Annotated in this window: 15 protein-coding genes; 7 read left to right on the top strand and 8 right to left on the bottom strand. The window is 39.0% G+C overall.

Annotated elements, in window-relative coordinates:
- Positions 1–38: 38 nt before the first annotated feature.
- A complete protein-coding gene (locus tag ACXAC4_RS24950) occupies positions 39–1,265 on the bottom strand; it encodes a glycosyltransferase family 4 protein (protein ID WP_475167084.1) in 1,227 nt (408 codons plus the stop codon).
- Positions 1,266–1,484: 219 nt separating this feature from the next.
- Here ACXAC4_RS24950 and ACXAC4_RS24945 point away from each other — a divergent pair, with 219 nt between their 5' ends.
- Positions 1,485–3,995: an alpha/beta hydrolase family protein gene (locus ACXAC4_RS24945; protein WP_475167080.1), complete on the top strand. Its 2,511-nt coding sequence runs from the start codon at positions 1,485–1,487 to the stop codon at positions 3,993–3,995.
- Positions 3,996–4,093: 98 nt separating this feature from the next.
- Here ACXAC4_RS24945 and ACXAC4_RS24940 read toward each other — a convergent pair whose 3' ends face one another.
- The 6 genes from ACXAC4_RS24940 to ACXAC4_RS24915 form a co-directional block, all read right to left on the bottom strand.
- Positions 4,094–4,942: an EamA family transporter gene (locus tag ACXAC4_RS24940; RefSeq protein ID WP_475167077.1), complete on the bottom strand. Its 849-nt coding sequence runs from the start codon at positions 4,940–4,942 to the stop codon at positions 4,094–4,096.
- A 154-nt stretch (positions 4,943–5,096) separates the two neighbouring features.
- The gene (locus tag ACXAC4_RS24935; RefSeq protein ID WP_475167073.1) at positions 5,097–5,888 is read right to left on the bottom strand and encodes a class I SAM-dependent methyltransferase; all 792 of its coding nucleotides are present in this window, start codon (positions 5,886–5,888) and stop codon (positions 5,097–5,099) included.
- 95 nt (positions 5,889–5,983) lie between these two features.
- On the bottom strand, positions 5,984–7,072 hold the full coding sequence (locus ACXAC4_RS24930) for a methyl-accepting chemotaxis protein (protein WP_475167070.1): 1,089 nt from the start codon (positions 7,070–7,072) through the stop codon (positions 5,984–5,986).
- 72 nt (positions 7,073–7,144) lie between these two features.
- Positions 7,145–7,984, bottom strand: coding sequence for a GGDEF domain-containing protein (locus ACXAC4_RS24925; RefSeq protein WP_475167068.1), 840 nt, complete (start codon positions 7,982–7,984; stop codon positions 7,145–7,147).
- 48 nt (positions 7,985–8,032) lie between these two features.
- Complete coding sequence (locus tag ACXAC4_RS24920) at positions 8,033–8,461, bottom strand: DUF3429 domain-containing protein (protein WP_475167066.1); 429 nt, start codon at positions 8,459–8,461, stop codon at positions 8,033–8,035.
- Positions 8,462–8,605: 144 nt separating this feature from the next.
- Positions 8,606–9,073: a DM13 domain-containing protein gene (locus tag ACXAC4_RS24915; RefSeq protein ID WP_475167062.1), complete on the bottom strand. Its 468-nt coding sequence runs from the start codon at positions 9,071–9,073 to the stop codon at positions 8,606–8,608.
- Between the two features lie 553 nt (positions 9,074–9,626).
- Here ACXAC4_RS24915 and ACXAC4_RS24910 point away from each other — a divergent pair.
- The 3 genes from ACXAC4_RS24910 to ACXAC4_RS24900 all read left to right on the top strand — a co-directional run bounded on the left by ACXAC4_RS24910 (position 9,627) and on the right by ACXAC4_RS24900 (position 15,396).
- Positions 9,627–11,210: a sensor domain-containing diguanylate cyclase gene (locus ACXAC4_RS24910; RefSeq protein WP_475167059.1), complete on the top strand. Its 1,584-nt coding sequence runs from the start codon at positions 9,627–9,629 to the stop codon at positions 11,208–11,210.
- A gap of 122 nt (positions 11,211–11,332) precedes the next feature.
- Positions 11,333–12,736, top strand: a complete 1,404-nt coding sequence (locus ACXAC4_RS24905) for a YfcC family protein (protein ID WP_475167057.1) — start codon at positions 11,333–11,335, stop codon at positions 12,734–12,736.
- Positions 12,737–12,882: 146 nt separating this feature from the next.
- Positions 12,883–15,396: a bifunctional diguanylate cyclase/phosphodiesterase gene (locus ACXAC4_RS24900; RefSeq protein WP_475167052.1), complete on the top strand. Its 2,514-nt coding sequence runs from the start codon at positions 12,883–12,885 to the stop codon at positions 15,394–15,396.
- A 45-nt stretch (positions 15,397–15,441) separates the two neighbouring features.
- Here the strand turns inward: ACXAC4_RS24900 and hemH are convergent, their stop codons facing one another.
- On the bottom strand, positions 15,442–16,458 hold the full coding sequence (gene hemH / locus ACXAC4_RS24895) for a ferrochelatase (protein ID WP_475167049.1): 1,017 nt from the start codon (positions 16,456–16,458) through the stop codon (positions 15,442–15,444).
- Between the two features lie 260 nt (positions 16,459–16,718).
- Here hemH and ACXAC4_RS24890 point away from each other — a divergent pair, with 260 nt between their 5' ends.
- From ACXAC4_RS24890 to ACXAC4_RS24880, 3 genes are all read left to right on the top strand, one after another.
- The gene (locus ACXAC4_RS24890; protein WP_475167043.1) at positions 16,719–18,269 is read left to right on the top strand and encodes a methyl-accepting chemotaxis protein; all 1,551 of its coding nucleotides are present in this window, start codon (positions 16,719–16,721) and stop codon (positions 18,267–18,269) included.
- 112 nt (positions 18,270–18,381) lie between these two features.
- Positions 18,382–20,325, top strand: a complete 1,944-nt coding sequence (locus ACXAC4_RS24885; protein ID WP_475167746.1) for a RecQ family ATP-dependent DNA helicase — start codon at positions 18,382–18,384, stop codon at positions 20,323–20,325.
- A 2-nt stretch (positions 20,326–20,327) separates the two neighbouring features.
- Positions 20,328–21,503: an anhydro-N-acetylmuramic acid kinase gene (locus ACXAC4_RS24880; protein ID WP_475167040.1), complete on the top strand. Its 1,176-nt coding sequence runs from the start codon at positions 20,328–20,330 to the stop codon at positions 21,501–21,503.
- Positions 21,504–21,692 lie beyond the last annotated feature (189 nt).

The raw sequence follows: 21,692 nt of genomic DNA, 5'->3' as shown, positions 1-21,692 counted from the left end.
AATCACTTTTGAGGGTATGTCTAGCAATTTATTGTGAATTATTTTTTGTTTTTTGCCTCAATCCACTGCGCCATATATTGCGTACTTTTCATGGTATGATGTTTTAACATTTGACCCGTGAAATTTTGCATTCTATGTGCCTCTAAATTATCAGCAATATCGACAATACGTTTAACGAGTGACGCTTCTAACAGCTGCTGATTATAAAAAGACTTCAATAGCTCTTCAGAAGCATTTTTACTCTTCTCATACAGCTTTTTATCTTGATAAAGCTTTACTGCTGCATCAGCAAACGTCTGGGCACTATTAGCAATTAAACCAGGCCATGGATGGTCTTCAGCCATGCCTTCAGCCCCGATGTCTGTGGTCACACTCGGTGTTTGGTTTATCATCGCTTCTAATAGCTTGCCTTTAATGCCTGCACCAAACCTCAATGGCGCTAAACACACTCTGGCATTTTGCATGACCTTATTTGCATCTTCCGCCCAGCCTTTAATCAGGAAGCCCGTTTTTGGGTTATGCAAGGCTGTGGCTTTTGGAGGTGGGTATGAGCCGTAAATGTGTAGCTCAGCTTCAGGTAGTTGCTTTTTTATAAGAGGCCAAATTTCTTGTAAGTACAAAACCGCATCCCAATTAGGTGCGTGTCTAAAGTTACCTATGGTCATAAAGTGGGCTCTTTGCTCAAATTCAGGCAAAGACTTTGGCAAGTTCTCAAGATTAACCATAAAAGGTAGGTGGTGGCATAGGTTCAAATCAACTTTGAAATGAGATTCGAGCAATGACATTTCATAACTAGAGATAATTAAACTTAAATCACAACGTAAAATAGCGGCAATCTCACGTTTGGCAATATCACTTTGTAAATCGGCTAAGGTAAAGTCTCGTTTGCCTTTATGGGCAGTATGTCTTGCTTGTCTTAGGCATTGTAAGTCTTCTGTATCTAAGATTTTAAGAGCATTAGGGGCAAACTTATCGACTCGCCAACCAAATTGTTCCTCCATCATAAAGCGATCAAACATCACAATATCGGGATTATAGTGTGTGATGTATTCATCAAAACTCGAACAATTTAAGGCAATTTCTTTACTGCTGATCCCAAAATCATTTAGATCAATCATGTGTTCTGTTGGTTGCGAGGGCGTAGCAAACTCAACTTGCCAGTTTTGATTTCGAAACGTCTTCAGTAAAGACATCATATGTGTGCCGGCCGCGGAAGAATTTGGTTCAGGCCACACATAACCAATTACTAAAACACGTTTACTCATTGTACTCTCATAGATGTTGATTTTAGAGGCGCGAAGTCTACCTGAATTTACTCAAAAACTCGATGTTGTACTGTATTTAAAAGAACTACTCTACTGACTTAGATTTTTAAAATTTTATGAAATCTTCCATAAGTCCTGAGTTTGTCGAAGTTACGTAAATAGCTGCATTTCTAATGATTTAAGTATATTATTTCGCTACTAATTGATTAGGGGAACAGTATGAATCGCACAATATCGTCTGTATTTGGCGCTTTTTTCGTTACATTGTTAATATCATCTGAAGCCATTGCGAATGCCAACACGATCGGATTCAAGACACCAACGGAAGAGTTTGCGCGTTTAGTCGAAGTGCAGTCTACACCAGATATTTTAATGAGCCCAGACAACGACTGGTTAGTTGAGTTGTCACAGCATGCGATTGGTTCATCTAAACAAGTACAACCGCAACTGTCTTTATTTGGTATTAACTTTAACCCATTCAATTACTCGCACGCATCACTAAAACGTTATGCTGATATTGAAATACGTCATGTTATTTCGGGTTCTGTCCTTAACATCAATAACTTACCTGAAGGTGAGATTAGAGACGTGCAATGGTCTGCGAATAGTCGTTATTTAAGCCTTGTTTTAGAGCGGGTCAATTCTGCAACGTTATGGGTTTATGACGTTAAGACCAGGCGGTTAGAGCAAGTCACTCAATCGACCTTGAATGGTTTCTTAACAACGTCTCCTTACCAATGGTTACCGGATAGTACGGGGTTTGTGGTTAATATTGCTGTGAATCATGGCAAACCCTTATTAGAAGAGCCCGTAGAGCCTCAAAAAGAGCAACGCATTATAATTCCAAATCAAGCAGGTTTAGTTATCACTGAGTACTTTCGTCCTGTAGAAGAAGTTGTTGAAGCGACTCAAAACGAGCTAATTACAAGTGAAGCATTACAAGTAACGGCGCAACCTGAATCAAACGAAGTGACAAACCAGATTGATGAAAATGGATTGCCGGCTTCTGAAGAGATTAAACCCGATCCGATTGTCGATCAGTTTAAATTCTTTGCACAAGGTCAACTGATTAAAATCAGCTTAAGTGGACTTACAAAGCCGATTGGTCAAGCGACCTTTTTAAATCATTTCGATGTGTCACCTGATTCAACCAATTTAATCGTCAATATGATTGATGATCCCATTACATCAGATAGACCGCTTGAAAACTTTGCCAACGTTTGGCAAGTCTGGGGCATGACAGGTCATGCTTTATACGAATTAGCAGCAAACCCACTCGTTGAAGCTTTGGACTCACCCGTTTTGCAAAAACATAAGTTCCAGTGGCGTTTGGATAAAGGGGCAACTGTTTTATGGGCCGAAGCTAAACCTGATGGTTCGGATAACTTATTTACTGTCAGTGCACCGTTTCGTAAAGCGCCTCAAGCGTTTGCAACATTAGATTGGAAGCTAGAAAAGATAGATTGGTTTAACGACAGTTTGGCATTGCTTACTGAAAAGTCGTTAGATGATAAAAAGCGTCGACAAAGCATCATTACTCCGAGAAATGCAGACCTACGTCGTGTTGAATTCAAAACATTCACTGAAACAAATTCATCTCAAACCTGGCATAAATTTATTAAACAAAGAAATGATTTAGGTACTGAAGCGTTAAAAGTAGTTGGTGGTCGATATTTGTTTGTGCATAGCCAACAAATTCAAGGCGACTCTGTCATTCAATTACTAGAACGTTTTGATGCGAAAACAAACAGTAAGTCGACAGTGTGGCAATCTCAGCCTGAATTCTCTGAGTCTTTGATTGCACTGCTTGATGATGAAGGCATGCGTTTTTTGTTTAGCAAAGAGACTCAGTTGCAGCCTACTAACTTTTTTATCAGTGATTTGACCTTCAACACCTTGGAGCAACTAACGAGAAACACGCATCCAATAGAAGGTTTTATTGGTGTGAAAAAAGAGCAATTGCAATATCGTCGCGCCGATGGTCAAACGTTAACAGCAAACTTATACTTACCAAATAACTATGATGCAACTCAAGGTAGCTTACCCGTCTTATTTTGGTTAGGTGATGATATCTACAATAAAAAAGGTGAGTTTGTTACGAGCAATCACAAAGATATGGTGGCTTATGCTGCAAAAGGTATCGCAATTCTAGAAAACCCAAGCATGCCAAGTCTAAAAAGCGCAGCCTCAAGCGCAGCTTTTATGACAGATTTGAAGTCTAGCTTCAAAGCAGCTACTGATGCGTTAATTGCAAAAGGGGTGGCTGAACTTGGCAAAATATCAATCGCTGGTCATGGAGCGGGGGCAACGCTTGCTTCACTTGCATTGGCAAACACGGATTACTTTTCATCAGGCATTTTAAGAAGTGGTCAATATAATGTGACTATGGCCAGTAAAGGGTATTTAGACAGTGATGAGGCTTATTGGCAAAAGGCGTCTTTGTTTAGTGGTGTATCTGCTTTTAACTCTGTAGATAAAATTAACGTACCGGTTTTGATTATCCACGGTAAAGATGATGATAAGGCGACAAAACTTCAAGCCGAGCTGTTATATCAAACCTTATTGAGTTTAGATAAAGAAGCACGCTTGGTATTATTTCCGAATGAATCACATGAGTATCAATCAATAGAAGCGATTTTACATGTGTTATGGGAGCAAGAGCAGTGGCTAGAAAAGTGGGTGATGCCAAAGCAAGAAGATTATCTTTTAAATAATGCTAACTTCCAATAGCACTATGCATTAAACAGAAAAAAGCCGGGGATGAGCCCGGCTTTACATATTTATAATTACACTGTTATTGATTCACTGTTGCTCTTAAAGTCCTCAATTTAGTGTTTTTCTTTATTACCCAATGAGCTGCCCACTGAGGCAATAATAATCATGAAAACAGCAAACCACTGCCACACCGTTAACAGCTCTCCTAGGATGATAAGTCCGGCTACAGCGGCAACTGCAGGCTCTAAACTCATCATGATACTAAACCCCTGAGCTGGCATATTTCTGAGCGCAACCATCTCTAAACTATAGGGGAGCGCACTTGATAAAATACCTATCATTATACCAAGCGGGATAAGCTCCAAATTCAATAATGCAGCACCTTGTGAAGCAGCACCATACGGCACTAATACGAGTGCTGAAACTGCCATTCCAATCGCAACGGTTGCGCCACCTGAGCCTTGATTACCAGTTTTTTTACCAAATAAAATATAACCCGCCCAAAATCCACCTGCGACTAAGGCAAGTATTACGCCTATTGGGTCAAGTCCTGCTTGGGTGCTAATATCAGGGAGCAGTAATACAATGCCAGCGATAGCAAAGATAACCCATAAATAATCTCGCTTTCGCTTTGATGAGAATAAAGCAACCGCAAGGGGCCCGGTAAATTCAAGGGCAACACCTATCCCAAGCGGTATTCGTTCAATGGCGTAATAAAAAGTGATATTCATGCCGCCTAAACAAAGGCCGTAGACGACAATTGGCCCCCATTTTTTTGGCACGTGTCGCCATGGTCTAAAAATAAGACATAAAATAAGGGCTGAGAAACCAAGTCTATAAGCAGTAGTACCTTCAGGCCCAACATAAGGGAAGAGTTGTTTGGCAATTGATGCACCGGATTGAATGGTGATCATTGCACACAGTAAGCAAGCCACCGCGAAAAGCAAATCTCTATTTGCCATTGGTTATGTTTACTCTCATATTAAATCAGAGCCGTAGTCTAATCGTGAATTTAACTTTGCTCAATAGGCTTGTATACATTATTCATAGCTTTTGCGGTGAGTATCTACTTTTCTAACATACTGTTTTCTTGCGGGAGATTAATAATCACATTTATTACAAACTTTCGCTTTTTAAATATGCCATCCAATCGTCATGGTGTTTTTTCATATTTTTATGCTTTTTAGAGTTTGTATGCGCGAGCTTGTCTTTGTCTGTAAGAAAAGGGCCTGCGCGACAGAAGCTGCAATGATTATCTAAAAGGTAATGCGGCCGACTAAGGTGAGCAAGTTCGTCGGGTGTTGTTTTTGCAGACCACACATAACTGATCCCACTGGTGTCTTTTACATGTTTATCTCTATCTACATTTCTGATTTTATAACCTGGGAAATCATTGATATTAAATATACTTTGACCAAGGTAGTTAATACCCAAGCCCTGTGTCAGTGAAGATTCTAAATCCCACTCACAATAAGGTTTCACATCTTTTGAGGTAATAATGCATAACATTGGCCCAGCAGGATCAAGTACGTACCTGTGCGCGAAGTATATGTATAACCGTAATAGACGTCTGTTTAAGGTATTTACTGACAGACTCTGCTGTTTAAAATCATCAAAGTTAGAAAATGCCGGAATTAATGGAAATTGAAATATCACCACATCGATGCTTTTGCTAGCAATCCTTTTCCATGAGCCCGGTTCAGTGACATCAAATTCTGTTAATACTTTGACTTGTTTTTGTTTTAAAGCATTGAGCGCATTATCTTTGTATTTATCGAGCAATACAGTTTCTGAATCATATACGCTGGCAATAAGCTGTGAGCGAGGAAATTGTAAAGAGAGTGAGTGGGAAAAACTGAGATCGCCATCACCGACGGTCAAAATACGCCACTGTTTATTTAGTTTCATAACTACAATGTATAAATAACAATGGCGTGATTATATATTTTATGGTCTCAAGATACGAGGCTCGTCATCTTCTTCTAGAGGTTCAGGAGAATTTATTAAGCTTGTCTAGCTAATTCATCTAGTAAAGACATAACTTCAGCAGATGCTTGTTCCATCTGATTTAATTTTTGAATACAACCCTGCTTGTTTCCTTGAGCAAATAAGTTCATTGCTTCAACGCCAGTGGTATGAACCTGTTTGTGAGGGGCATCAAGGCGTTTAAATGCACTCAAATCACTAAACTTTTTATGACCCTCAGAATTCATCCACGTTCCGAGACGGCAACTTGCATGATCAGCAAATGCTGAAATGGGCTGTGAATTTAGCCCAATAAGATGGTTGTATACATCAGACTTCCACACAACATGGTCTAACTTTACAGTTTGCACAAATGTCTGGGTGGTTGCATCCATGATAGTGTTTTTCATCGAACCACAACTACCCACTATGCTTGAATAATCATTGTTTAGCTGCGCGATACTTTCGGATAAATCGTGGTTTGAACTTTGGATCACATTAACTGCGTTTACCGTTTGTTGCGTTGTATCCATGATTTGTTTAACAAGGTCTGAAACTTCGTTTGCTGACTCATTGGTATTGTTCGCAAGCGCACGAACTTCATCAGCTACGACGCTAAAGCCACGACCAGCCTCACCTGCGCGTGCAGCTTCAATTGCAGCATTAAGTGCCAGTAAGTTAGTTTGATCAGAAATCTTAGAGATAGTGGTAACGAACGTATTGATGTTATCGGCCATTTGCGACAAACCAGAAATATTGGTTGTCATGGTCGCCATATTCTCGGTCAGCCCATCCATACCTGATAAAATATTAGTCAAAGATTTTTCTGAAGTTTCGAAAATTGAATTGATGTTATTAATAGACTGGCTTTCTTGTTCTATTGAAGTAAAACTCTGGCTTACAGTTTCTCTGATATCTCGAACTTGAGATAAACCATTAATAGCACATTGAAGGAGTTGGTTATCGGTGTTCTCATTGAGTTGAGTCTGGGTTTCGACTAGTAATTCGTTAAGGTTATCATTCTCAGATTGAAGCTTTTCGTTATCTTGCTGTAAAAGCTGTACTTGTTGACGTAATGCCTGAAGTTCTTGTTCTTGCTGTTGATTATTAAATAAGTTACCGAACACAGCGATTCCCTCACAAATAGAAATTAGTATTAGACTATCAGCATGATCAAAAAAGTGCCAGAAATAAGCGCACTAAGTTCTTGGTCTTTGACGAATTATTTTGTGTGATTTATCAGAATACATAGCTGAGTCGGCACGGTGCATAATCTCATCTGGAGATTCTTTAGAAGTTACTTGGGCCATGCCAATGCTGACTCCAACACCGAACTCAAAAATATGCTCTATTAATTTTTCCCTCAACATTTCAATGCTTTCAGGAGAGGTTTTGCTAAAAGCAACAAATTCATCTCCTCCAAGCCTAAAGCAGTTATCATTGCCAAATTCGGATTTCAAAGTGTTTGAAATGAGAATGAGTATTGTATCACCAGTCTGATGACCATATGTATCATTAGCAGACTTAAAGTTATCAAGATCAAAATAGAGTAAATAAGGGTACTTGCTACTTAATGTAGCAAAGTTTTCAAAGCAAGACTTTCTATTTCCGAGTTGGGTTAGGTCATCATGATTAGCTTCAAAGCTTAATTTCTCTTCAAGTTTTTTACGCCGTGCGATCTCATTATTTAGCTTATCGATGATTTTTCTTTCATGATGAATAACGTTGTAAAGGACTACACAGGTTAAAATCAAACCAATTTTTTTTAGTGAGGTATCAGCGACAAGTAGGGGAAGCGTATCTTTACTTAGAATGTCATCTAGTACATCTAGGAATAATCCAACACAGTACATTCCCCAGGCGACGACTAGCAGGCGGTTACTAACATATTGCGCGCCATAACCGATTAATAAACCGGTGCACGAAAACCAAAACAATTCTTCGAATGCATCTATATCAATACCAGGCTTTTTTAAAAGTAAAAAGGCCAAGCAAATGGTGATAACTATTATAAATGCATAAAAATATTTAATCTTCATCTGCTACATCTAGTTTGATCCATATACTACATATAGCAGATTTAAGGCTTATATGTTGCTGGAAAGCTCAATTTGTTGTGCAATCATGAACAAATGACTAACGAACAAAACTGAAGTCAGTATAAAACGCATTTTGTGATAATCCTTGTGGTAGGACTGCCATGCGGGCATACCTCGCTCGAACAGTAAGACTAGTGGGTAACAAATTGCCAAATATGCCAAAGTAATTGTGGTATTTGCAAAAGCGAGTAAAGAGAAGGGGATAATGAGTACAACGGCCATCACTGCATGAGTTATGCTTTGCTCACCAGGACGCCACATTACACCAGCGCAGAAGGCTGAAATACCAAGGCTATAAAATGTAAATGCTTGGATAAGCATTTCGTTACTTCCAAGTATTAAGCTGCCAAAAATGCATGCTAAGAATGGTAAAACACCATAATAGCCAAGCTGTACATGATTTGAGAAAGAGTGCATGAAGATCCCAAAATTAAATTATGTGACTAATTCAATATAATACCAGTTTTAAAAACAACTAGATCAATCATTATTGTTTGTAAGCAAAGAAATATTTGATTGCTAAATCAAAACAACTTTGAAAGGCGAAACAGGCCACTGACATCATTTGTAATTTGCAGCAGTTATAAATTCTTGGAATGCTTCACACCAAATTACAATATTTGAATAGTCGTTAATTTTTATATGTTGTGGTACCTCAGATATAAAGCCATTGAATGACTTTACTTCTCCTACTCTGACCATTTTTTGTTTATTTTGAAGAAATTGAGCTTCATCTTCTACAAAACTAGGTGATAGATAGATCTGATAATCAGGACCGGGAGCTAATCTGCCTTGAAAGACAATACTTTTGTCGGAAAGAGAAAAAGTCCCTTCTCCAAAGTGAAGAAAGTCAGAGCCGCTTAAAGAATCCGGGATAGTTGCCTGGTATTTTGTATTTAATGTTGCGGTAGCAAATTCGAGCATGCTGGGTGAAGGTGGGGCCATTAAAATAGGTAAGGTGTAAACACCACTTACAAAACCAAGCAAAAAAATGATAGTAGCTGATACAAAAAGTTTAATTTTCTTCAAAACATATCCTGAACATATCTTTTTTAGAAGTATAGTCGCTTGTTACGCTTATAGCTCAAATAAATATAGAAGTACAATGATGAGTTTTAGCATCCATGATTTGTGTCTAGGTGCTAGTGTTTCTTTTTTCTATTTTTATCTTTTTCGGGCACTATGCAAAAACCAAGAGAGGACACGACATAGACTAGGATTAGAGAATTACCTATAATCAAAACATGCTTGTCACTTACAAGTAGCCATAAAGTGGCGAGCAATACACAAGCAACAGTAAGATGAGTAGTTAGGGCTTTGAGTTTACTGCGAACCATAAAAATCAGCACAAATTAAGATATCGAAATTATACCGATGTCAGATAGAAAAAACGACTAACTTATGTTTGGTAAATAAAATGTTATCTGAATCAATTTTTTGAGGCTTTTGATGTTTTTTATTGTTATAATTGGTATATAAAATTTAAAACATAAAGTTGATTTAGATTAATGATTTATTTTTCTCTAAGCGTAACTTTGTAATGTTGAGTTTGTATTTATATTTTTAACCATTAGAGGTTCATTTGGTTAATGTTTTCGGTGCCTTCAGGCGACTTGATTTAAAACGCTTAGTTTTGATATTGGCTTTTTTCGGTGTGCTTCTAACACTTGGAAATGCGCTTTTTGCGGTTTATAAAGTTCAAAAAGACTTGATAGTCAATGATACCCTAGATGCAAATAGAGTCTATGCGAGCAAAATAGCGAATGTAACAGATCTTTTTTTGGGGTCAGTGTTAACTCAGCTCGAATATACTTCTGATGCTTTAAAAAATAATCATGATGACCCGACTGTATTACAAATCGAACTAGCGCGTTTGTTAAAACAAACCGATAGTTTTAATGCAACCATCTTTGTTGATAAGCATGGCAAAGTGCGTGCCGTTTCTCCCTCATCTCTGAACTTAGTCAATACTTATATTGAAGGCGAGAAAGCACTAGAGCCATTAACTAGACAACAAACTTATATCTCAGAACCTTTCTTGTCTCCGGTCGGCAATTTAATCGTGAGTATTACTTCACCTGTGTTTGACAACCAAAAAAGATTTGTCGGTTTTGTTGGTGGTGCGATTTATCTTCAAGAAAAAAATATTCTCAATCAAATACTCGATAAACACCACCATAATGATGATTCTTACACATACGTTGTCGACCAAAATGGCCACATTATCTTCCATAAAGATTTAACAAGAATAGGAGAGAAGGTAATAGATAACCAGATTGTTGATGCGGTTTTGGCTGGTATATCAGGTAGTATGATTGCAGCTAACTCACACAATCAGAAAATGCTGGCGGGATTCGCTCCAGCTAAGTTACCAAATTGGGGGGTTGTGTCACAAAGTCATAAGTCAGCAACGCTTGATAAAGTTTTTAATACTATCGTTGATGTTCTGTTGAGCACATTACCCCTTATTGTTCTGACTTTACTTATTATTCTTTTGTTTGGTACTAAGATAGCCCAACCATTAGCAAGCTTAGCCCAGGCATTAAAAGAAGAAGGTCTCGATAGTAAGTTTGACGCCAACAAAATTAATACTTGGTATTTTGAAGCTGATTATTTAAAACAAGCATTTTTATCAAGCCACAAACGCATTGAACAAACAATTCAAAGACTTGATCAAGACAGACAAAAAGACCAATTAACTCAATTGCTAAACCGACGAGGTATGGAAAATGCGATATCGTACTTCGTAGCAAACGAACAAGCTTTCTCTGTACTGGCACTAGATATAGACCATTTTAAGCGAGTAAATGATACCTATGGACATGATATTGGCGACATTGTCATTAAAGAGTTTGCAGCACTTATGCAAAATTGTGCCCGAGAGCAAGACCTAGTCTGTCGTTCAGGCGGAGAAGAATTTTTGATCTTCTTGCCAAATGTAGAGCTAGATGTCGCATATAAAATTGCTGAAAGGCTTAGGCTTAGCATTGCAGACTTTAAGTTTCAGCAAGTCGGTAACGTTACGACCTCGATAGGCATATCTCATTGGCCTAACTTGAGCGAAGATATAGATACTGTGTTAAAGCAAGCTGATAGAGCGCTTTACAGTGCCAAAGAAGCAGGAAGGAATCGTACGCACATAGCAGAGCAAGCTTATTCAAACTAGACGCCTTCAATGCTTGTTTTCATTTGTTGACATCTTGCAGGTGAATAATGGCGCTGATTTAGGTATTATGCGCGCTCCAGACTACTCGAGAGTCTCAGATATATAAGAATAGGAGCGTGTAAATGGGTAATTTAAAAGTACCCCATACCTTGATTTTGTTATTGGGCATGATGGTTGTAGCTTTATTTGCAACCTGGGTTGTGCCACAGGGCTTTTTTGAAACAAGTACGACTGAGTCAGGTCGTCAAATGGTTGTGGCAGGCACTTATGCGCAGGTTGCAGACAAAACTTATCTTACCCCATGGGATTTACTAACTTCTATTCCACGCGCTTTTGCTGCGGCGCAAGATGTCATTTTCTTTGTATTAATTGTGGGTGGTGTACTCGCAATCGCGCGTGCAACAGGCACTGTTGATGCGCTAATCGGTCGCCTTTTAGAAAAACATGGTACTAAACCACAACGTCTTATCTTTATGGTTGTATTTTGTTTTGCGCTTGCGTCTAGTGCAATCGGTACAGCGGGTGAATACATTCCTTTTGTATTAATTCTAGTAGGCCTTTGTAAGGCAATGCGTCTTGATGCAATGACAGCTGTAGGTATGATTGTAGCGGGTTATGGTATCGGTTACGGTGTATCAGCATTTAACCCATTCACGGTACTAATTGCTCAACAAATTGCTGAAGTGCCTCAATATTCAGGTGTTTGGCTACGTTTTGCTATTTTCATTCCATTTGTTTTAATCGGTTTCCACCATGTTTGGAGTTACTCTAAAAAAGTATATGAAGATCCAAGCAAGTCAATGATGATAGACGTGCCTTGTCCTTTAGAAGGTCAAGAAAAACCATCTTACCCGCAATTAAATAAACGCCACCAGATGATCTTAGGTAGCTTCATCGTTACGCTTGTGATTGCAATCTGGGGTATTTCTACAAAAGGTTGGTACTTAACACAATTAGGTGGTGTATTTATCGCTTGGGGTGCTGTGGTTGCAGTACTAGGTAAATTATCAGCTGATGAAACTGCAAATCGTTTTATCGAAGGTGTGTCAGACTTAGTTACCACAGCAATCTTAATTGGTGTTGCTCGTGGTATCGCATTAGTATTGGAAGATGGTCAAATCTTACACACATTAGTTCACGCGATGTCTTTACCGCTTTCTTACGTGGGTGCTGAAGTGTCAGCGGTGGGTATGTTAATCATCCAAACTTTATTAAATACCTTTATACCATCAGGTTCAGGGCAAGCTTATGTGACTATGCCATTGATGGCACCTCTAGGCGATTTAGTGGGCGTACCACGTCAGGTTGCCGTACTTGCGTATCAGTTTGGTGATGGCTTCTCAAATATGATCATCCCAACAAATGCCGTACTAATGGGTATTCTAGGTATGGCGGGTGTACCATACACACACTGGTTTAGATTCTGTTTGCCACTTATGCTTAAACTTATGGCAGCAGCTTCACTTGTATTAGTTTTAGCAGTTATTGGAGGTTATGGTCTGGACGTTCAGCCTGTAATTCAATAACCGCACCGTTTAAAATTGCTGCAATAATTTATTGTTGCAGCAATTTATCTGCATTTTTTTGATCTCACTACAAAACACTTCACAAACCTTCCATTATGATTACGATTCGTGCATTTTGTATATACGTCGTTTAATTAGTGGATCACATGACACTTTCTTTTAGCCATTTTTACAGTCTTGAGAATAGCCAAGCTAGGTATGAACAAGCCATTCAGATGATGTTTGAAGAGCTTACTCCTGTTCATTGCCTAATCGGCCAATTTGTTAATGGAAGAACTCAAGTACAAACAGTTTGTTATGCTAAGGACGGCGTTTTACAACCAAATATTACTTATGACCTTGCTGGTACGCCTTGCAATGATGCGCAAGATAGTGAAGGGGTCTGTATGCTTAATCATTGTCTGCAAGAGACTTATGTAGATGATGAATTATTAAGAATGTTAAACATCAATAGTTATGCAGGTGTCACCTTACGTGCATTAGATCATACACCTATTGGTATAATGGTTTGTATGTACGAAGATGAAAGGCTATTAACCGACAGTCAGCAATCGTTTTTAAAAGAGTTAAGTTACATCGTTGGTGCAGAATTAAACCATAACTTAGAAATGGCTTCTCAAGATTTGATTTTAAAGCAGCTTGCAAAAGGTGAGCGCATTGCAAAATTAAGCTCTTGGAATTGGCATTTAGAACAAGATAAGCACTGGTTTAGTAAAGAAATGCGCCATCTTATTGGCAAGCATCATGATATAGAATTAAGCCTAGATTGTTTTTTAGAGTGTTTAGAGCCAAGAGATAAAGAGCGACTAGAAGACTTGCTCTCGCTTTTAAAGCGTGGGGACATTGAGCAAATTGATACCACAGTACGACATAAGCTACTGTCTAAACGCAAAGGTCTGATGCGCATTATTGGGCATATCGAAAATCAAAACGGCCCAATATCTGAACGTGTTTTTACTGCTACAGTGCAAGACATATCTCAAATTAATACACTAACAAAGCAACTAGAATTAACCAATGTGGTATTCGAACACGCCACAGATGCTATTATGATCACAGATCATGAAAACAAAATCATCATGGTCAACAAAGCATTTGAAGATTTGACAGGTTATAAAGGCTTTGAACTAATGGGCCAAGACCCGGGGGTCCTTTCATCAGGTCAGCAAAGCAAACAGTTTTACAAAAAGATGTGGCATGCGCTAGAAACTTCGGGAACCTGGAAAGGTGAAATCTATAACCGACGTAAAAATGGTCAGATTTTCCCAGAAGAATTGACTTTAAGTGTCGTTAAAGATGAGTTAAATCAACCTACCAATTATGTCGCGATATTCAGAGACATCACTGAATGGAAGCGTAATGAAGCCCAATTAACGTTTTACGCAAATCATGAGCCGCTCACAGGCCTTACCAATCGTCGCTCATTTTTAGAGAACTTAGAGCAAGTTATTTCGGAAAACCGCGCGAAGAAAAAAGAGTCTGTAGTTTTATTTATTGGCTTAGATCGGTTTAAAGAAGTCAATGACGTTTATGGCTCAGAGATTGGCGATAATGTTTTACTATCTGTGGCTAAGCGAATAAAGAATGGCGTACGCCGGCAGGATATAGTTTGTCGTTATGGCGGTGATGAATTCGCTATTTTACTCCAAAACAGCGGCATAGATAATGCGATGCTTGTGGCTGAAAAAATTCAGTCTAAAATATCTCTTCCATATGTCTTTAATGAATTGTCGGTAGAGATCACAGCTTGTATTGGTGTAGCAGAATTAACATCAAATCAACCTTTGACTGCATCAACTTTAATCAGTCATGCAACGCATGCTTTGGGCTCAGCAAAGAAAACGTCACCAGGTCAAATCGCACTGTACAATGAAGCGATTCAAAATGCTTATTTACAGAAAATACACCTCAGAGACAAACTCAAAGAGGCCATAAAATACCAACTACTTTCAGTGCACTACCAGCCTATAATTGACTCAACGACAGGGGAAATTTGTAAGTTCGAAGCACTTGTGCGTTGGTCTGATAGTGAGCTTGGTGCTATCTCACCCGGGCAGTTTATTCCAATTGCCGAAGAGTTTGGTCTTATTCATCAAATCGGTCAGTTTGTACTAGAAAAGAGCTGTAAAGACTTGGCTAAAATTCACAGTCAAGGTCATACACACATATCAATTTCTATTAACCGCTCTGTTAATGAATTCAAAGCAAGTAACGATCAATATAAACAGATTATCAACGCGATTGAAGAAAACAACTTGCCTTATAATGCATTAACGATTGAGGTGACCGAATCTGTTGCTGCCAATCAATATACATGGCAAGTACTGGGTGATCTTCAAAAGAGAGGCGTGCAAATTGCGCTAGATGATTTCTGTACTGGTTATTCTTCGTTAAGCCATCTATTAAAGAGTCAGGTTGATTTCGTTAAAATTGATAGGTCTTTTATTGATACGCTTATCGACGACAAAAAAAAGCAAGCTATGGTGAAGTACCTTGTTGAACTAGGCGATGATATTGGCACACAGTTAATTGCAGAAGGGGTTGAACAAGAGGCGCAAGTAAACATGCTGAAGCAATTTGGTTGTCATAATGTGCAAGGATTCTTTTACAGTCCAGCAAAACCGATTTCAGTTTGCTTAGATATGCTTCACAAATTGTAGTCAAAGTTAGGCACTCACTAGAGTGAGTGCCTGTTTATTACGTGTTTATAAGTTTGGCTTTAACACATCATATAATGCGTCAATATGATCATCTCTGTCATTTAACGCAGCAATATAGCGATACTTTTCACCACCCGCTTCTTCGAAAATCTCGCGATTTTCTTCCTCTAATTCTTCTAGTGTTTCTAAGCAGTCAGCGCTGAAAGCAGGACTGATAATAGCGATATCCTTGATGCCATCTTTAGGAAAAGACTCGAGGGTTGCATCAGTGTATGGCTTTAACCATTCAGCTTTACCGAAACGACTTTGGAAAGTCGTCATAACTAGCTCTTTATCTAAACCTAGTTTTTCTACTACTAAACGCGTGGTTTGATGACATAGGCAGTGATACGGGTCACCGTGATCTAAAAATTGCTTTGGCATACCATGGTAAGAGAAAACAATTTTTTGTGGCGTACCATGTTTATCTAAGTCTTCTTGAATGCTATTAGCAAGAGACTCAATGTAGAGTGGGTTTGTGTGATAGCCATTGATAAAATGAAGCTCAGGAACCCAGCGCCATTTTTTTAATACGCGTGCAATCGCATCAAATGTTGAGCCAGTCGTCGGGCTTGAGTACTGAGGGTATAAAGGAAACACGACAATGCGAGTGATACCTTTATCTCTCAGTTTTTCTAAGCCAGCTTCAATTGAAGGGTTGCCATAACGCATCGCAAGCTCAACTTCTACGTTATGATTATTGGCTTTTACCTTCTCGGCAATTTTGTCTGCTTGTTGCTGAGAAATATGAATAAGCGGCGAACCGTTTTCAGTCCAAATACTTTCATAGGCTTTGGCTGATTTCTTTGGGCGAATTCGTAAAATAATGCCATGAAGGATCATTAACCATATTAGGCGCGGTATCTCGACAATTCTTGGATCAGATAAGAATTCGGCCAAATAAACACGTAAGGCTTTAGGCGTTGGTGCATCCGGGCTCCCTAAGTTGGTTACCAAAATACCAGTCTTTTTATTAAAACGACCCTCATGCGGGTTGTCAGTGATCGCAGAAAAACGAGACACAAAATGCTCCTTTATAAATTACCATTCTTTAAAAAAGTGAGACGGTGTTGAGAGTGGAAGATTTTACAAGATTTTCAATACGTTCGACACCAAAAACAGGATCATTATTGAATCAGCGCAAAGCGTGTAAATTTTTATAGTTATTTAGTATTAATTTTTACGCTAATTATTAAATATTGTTTGCGTAATAAATAATTTATTAGTAGATTTCGTGCCCCGAAATCAATCTAAATTCTGCTGTTTTACATTAGAGGGGCATAATGAGAAACAATCAGCCAATTACTGCAAATCGCAAAACCTTTTCTTCTGATGTGAAATTAATCTCTGTGACAGACTTACAAGGCAATATTACCGAGTGTAATGAAGAATTTATTGCTATCAGCGGTTTCAGTAGAGAAGAGTTGATTGGTCAACCCCACAATATTGTTCGTCACCCTGATATGCCTGAAGTGGCATTCAAAACCATGTGGGCAGAACTTAAACAAGGTAAGCCGTGGATGGGGCTGGTTAAAAACCGTTGTAAGAATGGTGATTTCTACTGGGTTGATGCCTACGTTACCCCTGTCACAGAGCATGGCAAAGTAGTCGGGTACGAGTCGGTCAGAAGTGTACCGAGTGAATCAGCAATTAAGCGTGCTGAACTTATTTACGCTCAAGCGAAACAGAATAAAACCGGGTTTAACTTCCGAGTCGATACGTATTACGCAGCACTCGCTGTTATTTTGGTTTTATGTGTGGCTGCATTTATTTCAGGTTATCAAGTCGCGGCTTTTGCTTCTTCTATTCTTGCCACTATTTTAACCATCGTCCTAAAAAGCAAACAAAAGAACTACTACTTCAAAGCATTAAGCAATGAGCTTTCGAGCAGCTTTAGTGATGACATTGCTAAGTCTGTTTATTCAACTTACCCAAGTGACATTGCTGACTTACATGTACGAATTCTCAGTGAGCGAGCGCACTTAGACACCGTTGTTACCCGTATCGCTGATGCGGCAAAGCATGTGTCTAAAGGAGCTAGCTCTTCTTTAGCTATGGCGCAAAATGCCAATACGCAATTAGAACAGCAACAATTACAGACAGAGCAAGTCGCAACAGCTATGAATGAAATGAGTATGACCATTAATGACGTGTCGGGCCATGTTCAAGCAACGGCTGAACAAGCCGGCCAATCGCACGATCTTGCAACACAAAGTGCTGAATATAGCGATCAAACCAAGCGTGCAATAGAGTCGTTAACGAATACCGTGTTAAACATTAAGCAATCTGTAGAAGGGGTATCTAAGCAAACTTCACGTATCGCAGATGCGGCTCAGTTTATTGAACAAATCGCGGAGCAAACAAACTTGTTAGCTCTAAATGCTGCGATTGAAGCTGCTCGAGCAGGTGAACAAGGTCGAGGCTTTGCCGTAGTTGCTGATGAAGTTCGCAGTCTTGCTAAGAGAACACAACAATCTACACAAGAAATTCAAGGTATTATTAACGAATTATCACAAAGTACAGAGCATGCGGTTGTCGTTGCTGAACAAGGTGAGCAAGAATCTCAGCAGGGCATGGCTCATTTGCTACAAAGCAGCGACATGCTGGTTCAAATCAATGAATCAATTGATAAAATTAATGATATGTCACTGCAAATTGCAGCGGCCATCGAAGAGCAAGCGAATGTTTCTGAAGATATAAACCAACAAGTTGTGAATATTGCTTCATTAGCAGGTGATAGTCTGAATAGTGCAACAAGTGTTGAACAGGCTAGCCAAACACTCACGCAAGTATCTCAAGATATGGTTGAATTAGTGGTGAGATTTAAACGTTAAACACGACATGAAACAACAGCTATATCAACTCTGATAATAAGCTCGTCGGTATTATTTGGAGTTGATATTATGCTATCTTAGCTAAGCAGTTGTTAACATGGAATTTCGCATCATGACCGAGTCGGTGCTTCATCAAACCTTAGCGCAATATTTTGGCTTTTCAGAATTTAGGCCAGGCCAAGAGCAAACAATCACCCAGCTAGTAAACGGCCATTCTAGTCTTGCTATTTTTCCAACGGGGTCAGGTAAGTCTCTATGCTATCAGCTGACAGCCTTACAGCTACCTAATTTAACGTTAGTGATTTCGCCATTACTGGCGTTAATGAAAGATCAATTAGAGTTCTTAAAAAGCAAAGGCATTAATGCAGCCAGTTTAGATTCCACGTTAAATCGTGAAGAAAGTCAGTCAGTGATGCAAAATGTCAGAAATGGCAGCACAAAGGTATTAATGATCTCGGTTGAGCGTTTTAAAAATGAGCGTTTTAGAGAATTCATTAAGCAAGTACCAATTTCTATGCTGGTTGTTGATGAAGCGCACTGTATCTCTGAATGGGGTCATAACTTTAGACCTGACTATCTCAAGTTACCAGACTATCGTAACGAATTAGACATTCCACTGGTGCTGTTATTAACTGCGACAGCCACAAAAAAAGTAAAACTCGATATGGCTAGCCGCTTTGAAATAAAACCTGAGCATATCGTTCAAACAGGTTTTTATCGCGCTAATCTTGATTTAAGTGTTTATGCTTATCCTGAAGAAGACAAAGTTCCTGCACTGATAGGTTATTTAAAACAACAAACTGGCGCTGGGATTGTTTATGTAACTTTGCAACAACAAGCCGAGCAAGTCGCAAAGCAATTACAAGCTGCAGGCATTAATGCTGCTGCATATCATGCAGGTTTAGACGATGCACTTCGTCAAAGCATTCAAAATGACTTCATGAGTAACCAAAAGCAAGTGATAGTTGCTACCATTGCGTTTGGTATGGGTATAGATAAATCAGATATCCGCTTTGTAGTGCATTATGATTTGCCAAAATCGATAGAGAATTATAGCCAAGAGATTGGGCGAGCAGGCCGTGATGGAGAATTTTCGGAATGTATCACGTTAGCTAATTTAGATGGTGTTGCTACGCTTGAGAACTTTGTATATGCCGATACGCCTGAACAAACTAGTATCCAAGCACTGATTGATGAAATTCAATCTCAGCAACAGCATGGTTTATGGGAAATGCAGGAGCTCAGTGCTTCTAAGGTCAGTAATATAAGGCTCCTTGCGCTTAAAACTCTGTTGGTACAACTCGAATTAAAAGGTGTGATTGAAGCTAAATACGCGTTTTATGCCGACTTTAGATTTAAATGGTTGCACACGGAGCACAAAATTTTAAGCCTGTTTGACCCAAATCGTCAGCAATTTATCCAGCAAATATTTGCTAATACACAATTTAAAAAAGTGTGGGGCACCGTTGATATTCAAGCCTTAGTGCAACAAGGGCAAGATAGAAATCGTATTGTTGCCGCCTTAGATTATTTACATGAACAAGGGCTTATTGAGCTTGAATCAAAGCGTATGATGCAAGTGTATCAAGTTGATGAAAGTAAGTTAGTCCAGCCAGATTTAGCGAAAGAGCTTGCCGATTACTTTTTAGAAAAAGAGCAAGCTGAGGTTAAGCGTATCGCTGCTATGCTTCGTTTCTTTGAGTTAAATACGTGCTTGAGTTACAACTTGGCAAGATATTTTGATGACACAAATGCGCCAGAGCAGTGCGGTCACTGCTCAGCGTGTCGAGGACAAGTTGCTAAACTTGAGCAGTCTAAATCAACTGAGTTCCCATCAGATGAAGCATTAAGAAATGACCTGAATGCATTGAGGCAACATTTAATGCAAATAGGTGTTGCGCCAAGTTTAGCAATACTCACCCGTTTCTTAACAGGCATGACTTCACCTCTATCGACATCTTCGAAATTTCGACAACGCACTGGGTTTGGGTGTTGTACAGATATTCGCTATCAAGCGGTGCTGAGTAAAGTGAAACAATTAGGGTTTGGGGCTTAAAAGTGCGCAAAAACATTGAACAGTTATACTACGTTTCACAAAAACCTAAACGCCAAATTATTGGTTTAATGAGTGGTACGTCACTTGATGGACTAGACATCGCTTTGTGTGAAATAAGTGGTTGTGGCACGAGTACCGAAGTGACTTTAAAACACTTCAAAACAGTTGATTACCCTGATGAAGTTAAAAGCAAAATTAGAACTGTATTTTCCAAACCACAAGTATCGCTAGAATATCTCACACTTCTAAACCCTTGGATAGGGAAGTATCACGGTCAACTGATCAACCAAGCTTTAAAAGCATGGCAAGTTAATCCCGAAGATATAGATGCCATAGCCAGTCATGGTCAAACAATCTATCACTGCCCTCAGCATCAGCATGATTTTGAAAATTTTGGTAATGCCACCTTACAAATCGGTGATGGTGATCACCTTGCTGTCGAGACGGGCATAGTCACTTTGAGCGACTTCAGACAAAAGCATATTGCAGCGGGCGGTGAAGGTGCGCCACTTGCACAATTTGGCGATTACTTTTGCTTCTCATCGAATTCTGAACACCGTGTTTTATTGAATCTGGGCGGCATCGCCAATATCACTTATTTACCAAAGGCAGGCAGCTTCAACGACATCCTGTGTAGTGATTTGGGCCCAGGCAATACCATTATGGACGCCTACATGCAGAAGCATTTCGACCTAGCGTTTGATAGTGATGGCGCTATTTCTTCGAAAGGCTGCGTTAACCAAGCTTTATTATCTAAGCTTTTAGATAACGATTTTGTTGGGTTAGAACTCCCTAAATCAACAGGACCAGAGGTATTTAATTTAGCTTACTTACAAACTGCACAGGAAAGCTCAAATACAACTCACTTGAAACATGAAGATGTTATGGCAACCTTGTGTGAGTTGAGTGCTTTACTAATAGCTGAGCAGCTAAATTTCCTTTCAGAAAGTAAAAAACTAAACGTTTATGCCAGTGGTGGTGGGGTGCATAATCCAATATTGATGCAAAGAATTCAGGGATTAGTCTCTACTGACATAGTAATTGAAAACAGTAATAAAATTGATTTAGACCCAGATGCAAAAGAAGCGATTTTATTTGCTGTGTTGGCAAACGAGTGTTTAGTTGGTAATTCGACTGAATTTGGCGTAAGCATGGGAAAATTATCGTTTCCTGAATAATTCCAAATCAATTTGGTCGAATAAATGAAATAGTGTTAAAGCTCTAATTTTAGGGCTTTTTTTCATTAATTTGACTCATTCCTCTCTTACAAAAACACCTGTGTCTTTTTAATAATCTAACTACTCAATTAAGAGAAAGTGAAATTTTCTTTATATTTCAATGTTTAATAGTGAAGATTTTTTATTCCT

Source organism: Pseudoalteromonas sp. AWM4_233, assembly GCF_056158285.1.
Note: the sequence above shows the minus strand (reverse complement) of the source record. Positions and strands in the feature narration are given on the sequence as shown.

What these genes read in the sequence shown, in the direction of transcription:
- ACXAC4_RS24950 (WP_475167084.1), bottom strand. Translation starts at nt 1,265, where the DNA reads ATGAGTAAACGTGTTTTAGTAATTGGTTATGTGTGGCCTGAACCAAAT.
- ACXAC4_RS24945 (WP_475167080.1), top strand. Translation starts at nt 1,485, where the DNA reads ATGAATCGCACAATATCGTCTGTATTTGGCGCTTTTTTCGTTACATTG.
- ACXAC4_RS24940 (WP_475167077.1), bottom strand. Translation starts at nt 4,942, where the DNA reads ATGGCAAATAGAGATTTGCTTTTCGCGGTGGCTTGCTTACTGTGTGCA.
- ACXAC4_RS24935 (WP_475167073.1), bottom strand. Translation starts at nt 5,888, where the DNA reads ATGAAACTAAATAAACAGTGGCGTATTTTGACCGTCGGTGATGGCGAT.
- ACXAC4_RS24925 (WP_475167068.1), bottom strand. Translation starts at nt 7,984, where the DNA reads ATGAAGATTAAATATTTTTATGCATTTATAATAGTTATCACCATTTGC.
- ACXAC4_RS24920 (WP_475167066.1), bottom strand. Translation starts at nt 8,461, where the DNA reads ATGCACTCTTTCTCAAATCATGTACAGCTTGGCTATTATGGTGTTTTA.
- ACXAC4_RS24905 (WP_475167057.1), top strand. Translation starts at nt 11,333, where the DNA reads ATGGGTAATTTAAAAGTACCCCATACCTTGATTTTGTTATTGGGCATG.
- ACXAC4_RS24900 (WP_475167052.1), top strand. Translation starts at nt 12,883, where the DNA reads ATGACACTTTCTTTTAGCCATTTTTACAGTCTTGAGAATAGCCAAGCT.
- ACXAC4_RS24890 (WP_475167043.1), top strand. Translation starts at nt 16,719, where the DNA reads ATGAGAAACAATCAGCCAATTACTGCAAATCGCAAAACCTTTTCTTCT.
- ACXAC4_RS24885 (WP_475167746.1), top strand. Translation starts at nt 18,382, where the DNA reads ATGACCGAGTCGGTGCTTCATCAAACCTTAGCGCAATATTTTGGCTTT.